The organism is Hydrogenophaga sp., from assembly GCF_028698005.1.
Lineage (GTDB): Bacteria > Pseudomonadota > Gammaproteobacteria > Burkholderiales > Burkholderiaceae_C > Hydrogenophaga.
In genome coordinates this window covers 1-4,947 of record NZ_JAQVEJ010000192.1, presented here as the reverse complement: position 1 = coordinate 4,947, position 4,947 = coordinate 1, and the positions used below count along the sequence as shown (strand labels likewise).

Sequence of the window (4,947 nt, the reverse complement as noted above, 5' to 3'; positions counted from 1 at the left end):
AAGCCCGACCCACAGAAAACTGGCCAGCGATCCGGAGCCGCTGTTTAGTCGGGGAATACCATCCTGGCGTCGAACACCGGACCATCGACACAGACGCGTTTCATGGCCGGGCCGCTGTCGGTCTGGACCTCGATGGTGCACCCGGCGCAGCCGCCGATGCCGCAGGCCATGAACTCCTCCATCGATACCTGGCAGGGCAGGTGATATTCGCGCGCCAGCTTCGCCACCGCCTCCAGCATCGGGTGCGGGCCGCAGGCAAATACTTCCACCTCTTTGCGCTGCTCCGGCGTCAATGCATCCAGATACGCGCGCGCCACGTCGGTGACGTAGCCGTCGTGGCAGCCGGCGTAACCCTGGCGGCTGGCGAGGCGCGAGGGGATGCTCCAGTCCTCCAGCAGCGGCATGGCGGCGATCACCTCCGCACTCATGCCCGGCACCATGATCTTCGACGGCTGCGCCTTGAACGGGAACGGCACCTCGGAGCCCATGATCACGAACGGCTGATACGCGCCCTTCACTGCCAGCGTCTCGGCGGCGACGAATACCATCGGCGGAATGCCGACGCCGCCACCGATGAGCAGCGGGCGCGGCCGCTCCATGTGCAGCTTGAACGGCGTACCGATGGGACCGAGGATGCTCAGCTTCTCGCCCACCTGCCGTTTGGACAGCAGCGTAGTGCCCTCGCCGAACACCTTGTAGAGGAAATCCACCTCGCCGCTGTTTTTGTTCACGCGCATGATGGAGATGGGCCGGCGCAACGGCCGCTGCGCATCGACGGTGATGTGGGCGAAGCTGCCGGCGCGGGCGTGGCTTGCTATCTGCGGCGCCTTCACGCGCAGGATGTGCTGTTCGCCGGCACAGTGCTCGTGGCTGAGGATCTCGGCGTCTTCCACGAAGACGGTGTCGCGATGCGGCTTGTTGGTCATTGCGTGATAGCTCGAAAGAAAAGGGTCCGCGAATGAACGCAAATTAACGCGAATGCGTCTTCGGGTTTCATTTTGCGTTCATTCGCGTTCATTTGCGGACCGGGATTTTGTCAGTGCGCGTTTTCGTACACCAGTTTGCCGTCGAGCAGGGTGTGGCTGACCGCGCCCTTTAACTCCCAGCCCATGAACGGGGTATTTTTGCCGCGGCTCACCAAGGTCTTGGTGCTCACCGTCCAGTAACGCTCGGGGTCGACGATGCAGATGTCCGCGCGTGCGCCCAGGCCGAGGGTGCCGACACTCTGGCCGATGATGCCGGCCGGCTGCCAGGTGATGCGGCCGATGGCCTCGTGCAACGACAACACCTTTTCCTCCGCCAGGCGCAGGGTCAGCGGCAGCAGAGTTTCCAGCGCCGAGATACCCGGTTCGGTGGCCGGAAACGGCGCCAGCTTGGCGTCGGTATCGTGCGGCTGGTGGTCGGAGCAAACGGCCGTGATCACGCCCTCGGCCAGGGCGGCGCGCAGGCCTTCGCGGTCGCGCTGACTACGTAGCGGCGGGCGCACGTGGCACAGGCTGTTGAACTGACCCACGTCCATCTCGGTGAGATAGAGCTGGTGGGCGCTCACATCGGCGGTGACCGGCACACCGCGTGCCTGGGCCGCTGCCACCAGCTCCACGGCACGGGCGCTGGAGAGCTGGCTGAAGTGGGCGCGCACACCGGTCTGTTCGATGAGCAACAGGTCGCGACCCACCGCGATCACCTCGGCACAGGCCGGAATGCCGGGCAGGCCAAGTCGGGTGGAGACCACGCCCTCATGCACACAACCGCTGGCACCGAGCCAGGGGTCTTCGGAATACAGCAGCACCGGGATGTCGAGACCGGCGGCATACTCCATGGCTCGGCGCAGCACCAGGGTATTGGCCATGGGGCTCTTGCCGTTGCTGACGGCGACGCAGCCCGCCTGAACCAGGCTGTGCATTTCACTGATCTGCTCGCCGGCCAGGCCCGGGGTGAGGGCGGCCAGCGGCAATACATGGGCCATCCCCGCCTCACTGGAGCGGCGGCGGATCAGTTCGACCACAGCGACGGTGTCGATCACCGGACTGGTGTCGGGCGCACAGCACAAAGTAGTGATGCCGGCGGCGGCGGCGGCGCGTGTTTCGCTGGCGATGCTACCCTTGCGCTTCTGGCCCGGCTCGCGCAGATGGGCGCGCAGGTCGACCAGGCCGGGCAGCACCCATTTGCCGCGCGCGTCGATTTCCTTCTGCACGGTGAAGCCGGTGGGCGCCGCGCCGATGGCGGCGATGCGCCCGGCAGCGATGTAGATGTCGGCGGTTTCGTCGCGGTGGTTGGCCGGGTCGATGAGACGGCCGTTGCGGATTACCGTATGCATGGTGTCGTCCTTCAGCCTCTCTCCGTGGGCCGGACTTCAGTCCGACATGCCGTGGCCGGGGCAGGCGCCGCCGTCGGGTTGAAACCCGACCTACCAAAGGCCTGGTGCGGGGCCGTGGGTCGGACTTCAGTCCGACATGCCGTGGCCGGGGCAGGCGCTGCCGTCGGGTTGAAACCCGACCTACCAAAGGCCTGGTGCAGGGTTGTGGGTCGGACTTCAGTCCGACATGCCGTGGCCGGGGCAGGCGCTGCCGTCGGGTTGAAACCCGACCTACCAAAGGCCTGGTGCGGGGCCGTGGGTCGGACTTCAGTCCGACATGCCGGGGCCGGGCGCAGCGCCGTTGTCGGACTGAAGTCCGACCCACAATTATTATGGGCCTGCATCATGCGCCTTCCCCCGCGTCCGGCGCCCGTCCCAGGCACATGGACATCACCGCCATGCGCACCGCGATGCCGTTGCTTACCTGTTCCAGGATCACCGACTGCTCGCCGTCGGCCACGGCCGAATCGATCTCGATGCCGCGGTTGATCGGGCCGGGGTGCATGACGATGACATCGGGTCTGGCGTGGGCCAGCATGTTGGCGTCGAGGCCATAGAGCTGATAGAACTCGCTGCCGCTCGGGATCAGCGCGCCCTGCATGCGTTCGCGCTGCAGGCGCAGCATGATCACCACGTCGACATCCTTCAGGCCGCGCGCCATATCGTGAAACACATGCACGCCCAGCGCGCCGGCCTCGGGCGGCACCAGGGTCTTGGGGGCGACCGCGCGCAGCTCGCCCACGCCGAGGATGTTGAGGGCGTGGATCTGCGAGCGCGCCACGCGCGAGTGCATGATGTCGCCGACGATGGCCACGCGCAGGGCACCGAAGTCCGGCCCCTTGTGGCGGCGGATGGTGAACATGTCCAGCATGCCCTGGGTGGGGTGGGCGTGGCGGCCGTCGCCGGCATTGACTACCGAGACGTGCGGCGCGACGTGGCGCGCGATGAAGTGGGCGGCGCCGGAGTCGGCGTGGCGCACCACGAACATGTCGCAGTGCATCGCCTCCAGGTTGTGCAGCATGTCGAGCAGGCTCTCGCCCTTGGAGGTGGCCGAGGTCTGGATGTTGATGTTGAGCACGTCGGCGGAGAGGCGCTTGGCCGCCAGCTCGAAGGTGGTGCGGGTGCGCGTGCTCGACTCGAAGAACAGGTTGGCGATGGTCTTGCCGCGCAGCAGCGGCACCTTCTTCACGCTCTGCGCGTCCACCGTGGCGAAGGACTCGGCCAGGTCGAGGATGTCGGTGAGGGTCTGGCGCTTCAGTCCCTCGACGGTGAGAAAGTGACGCAGGTTGCCGTTGCTGTCGAGCTGGATGTTATTCGGCATGACTTTGCACCGTCAGGGTGAGATCTTCCGGGCCGCTCAGCTTCACCTGCTGATCGGTCTCCAAATCCATTTGCAGACCGGCCACGTCGGCCTGGATCGGCAGCTCGCGGCCACCGCGCTCCACCAGCACGGCGAGCGTCACCGAGGCCGGGCGGCCGTAGTCGAAGATTTCGTTCAGCGCGGCGCGGATGGTGCGGCCGGTGTAGAGCACGTCGTCCACCAGGATGATGTGGCGCCCTTCCACATCGAACGGCAGATTGGACGGCTTCACCTGCGGATGCACGCCGATGCGCGAGAAGTCGTCGCGGTAGAAGCTGATGTCCAGGGTGCCGAGCGGCTCGCCGAGGCCAAGCAGTTCATGCAGGCGCCGGGCCACCCACACGCCGCCGGTGTGGATGCCCACCATGCAGGGGTCGCCGATGCCGCGGGCAGCGAGCAGCTCGCGCAGGCGTGCGGCCATCGACTGCAGGGGGTGTTCGATGTCGGGTTGCGTAGTCATGGGCGGCTCTCTTTGACGTGGGCGTCCAGCCAGCTTTGCAGGATCAGTTGTGCGGCGACAGCGTCCAGCGCTTCGCCTCCCTTGCCCTGCGCGCGCAGATCCAGTTCGGCCTCGTAGGAGGTGAGGCGTTCGTCGACGCGGTGGACCGGCAGATTGTACCTGCCCGCCAGCTGATTCCCAAAGCGCTGCGCGCGGGTGGTGCGCTCGTGTTCGGTGCCGTCCATGTGCACCGGCAGGCCGATGACCAGCGCCGCCGGCTGCCATTCACTGATCAGCCGACTGATCGCCTCCCAGTCGGGCTTGCCGTCGCGGGCGCGGACGATGGTGAGGGGGCGGGCGCTGCCGGTGAGGGTCTGGCCGACGGCGACACCGATGCGCTTGGTGCCGTAGTCGAAACCGAGCAGGACCGAGTCAGTCACGGGAGGGGGGCCCGGAAGAGAAACGGTCCGCACATGAATGCGAATGGGCGTGAATGTCCGGGTTGATCACGTCCCTATCCACAAACCGTGTGAGCGGCGGAAAAGCAGCGGGTGAAGCAAGGCCATTTTGCATTATTTGCGTCTATTCGCCTTCATTCGCGGACTGATATGCCGCCTCTCACGCGTGGCCGGTTTCGCTGGACAGCAGGGTCAGGTCGACACCGATGAGCGCAGCCGCGGCGCCCCAGCGTTCCTCCGCCGGCAGGCCGAACAGGATGCCGGGATCGGCCGGGCCGGACAGCCAGGCGTTGTCCGCTATCTCCTGCTCCAGTTGGCCGGCACCCCATCCGGC

General features: G+C 66.5%; 6 protein-coding genes. All 6 read right to left on the bottom strand.

Features of this window, described 5'->3' with window-relative positions; all coding sequences use genetic code 11:
• Window positions 1-44 precede the first annotated feature (44 nt).
• Window positions 45-926 (bottom strand): dihydroorotate dehydrogenase electron transfer subunit, encoded by an 882-nt coding sequence (locus tag PHQ87_RS14385; RefSeq protein WP_300235779.1) that lies wholly within the window; start codon window positions 924-926, stop codon window positions 45-47.
• A gap of 110 nt (window positions 927-1,036) precedes the next feature.
• Window positions 1,037-2,317, bottom strand: coding sequence for a dihydroorotase (locus PHQ87_RS14380; protein ID WP_300235775.1), 1,281 nt, complete (start codon window positions 2,315-2,317; stop codon window positions 1,037-1,039).
• Window positions 2,318-2,699: 382 nt separating this feature from the next.
• A complete protein-coding gene (locus tag PHQ87_RS14375) occupies window positions 2,700-3,677 on the bottom strand; it encodes an aspartate carbamoyltransferase catalytic subunit (protein WP_300235771.1) in 978 nt (325 codons plus the stop codon).
• Window positions 3,667-4,176 carry a bifunctional pyr operon transcriptional regulator/uracil phosphoribosyltransferase PyrR gene (pyrR, locus tag PHQ87_RS14370; RefSeq protein WP_300235768.1) on the bottom strand — a complete coding sequence of 170 codons (510 nt, stop codon included), beginning with the start codon at window positions 4,174-4,176 and terminating at the stop codon, window positions 3,667-3,669. Before pyrR ends, PHQ87_RS14375 begins: the two co-directional genes overlap by 11 nt.
• A complete protein-coding gene (gene ruvX / locus PHQ87_RS14365; protein WP_300235765.1) occupies window positions 4,173-4,595 on the bottom strand; it encodes a Holliday junction resolvase RuvX in 423 nt (140 codons plus the stop codon). Before ruvX ends, pyrR begins: the two co-directional genes overlap by 4 nt.
• Before the next feature lie 178 nt (window positions 4,596-4,773).
• The coding region (locus PHQ87_RS14360; protein WP_300235782.1) for a YqgE/AlgH family protein at window positions 4,774-4,947 on the bottom strand (174 nt) is incomplete at its 5' end.

What these genes read in the sequence shown, in the direction of transcription:
- PHQ87_RS14385 (WP_300235779.1), bottom strand. Translation starts at nt 926, where the DNA reads ATGACCAACAAGCCGCATCGCGACACCGTCTTCGTGGAAGACGCCGAG.
- PHQ87_RS14380 (WP_300235775.1), bottom strand. Translation starts at nt 2,317, where the DNA reads ATGCATACGGTAATCCGCAACGGCCGTCTCATCGACCCGGCCAACCAC.
- PHQ87_RS14375 (WP_300235771.1), bottom strand. Translation starts at nt 3,677, where the DNA reads ATGCCGAATAACATCCAGCTCGACAGCAACGGCAACCTGCGTCACTTT.
- pyrR (WP_300235768.1), bottom strand. Translation starts at nt 4,176, where the DNA reads ATGACTACGCAACCCGACATCGAACACCCCCTGCAGTCGATGGCCGCA.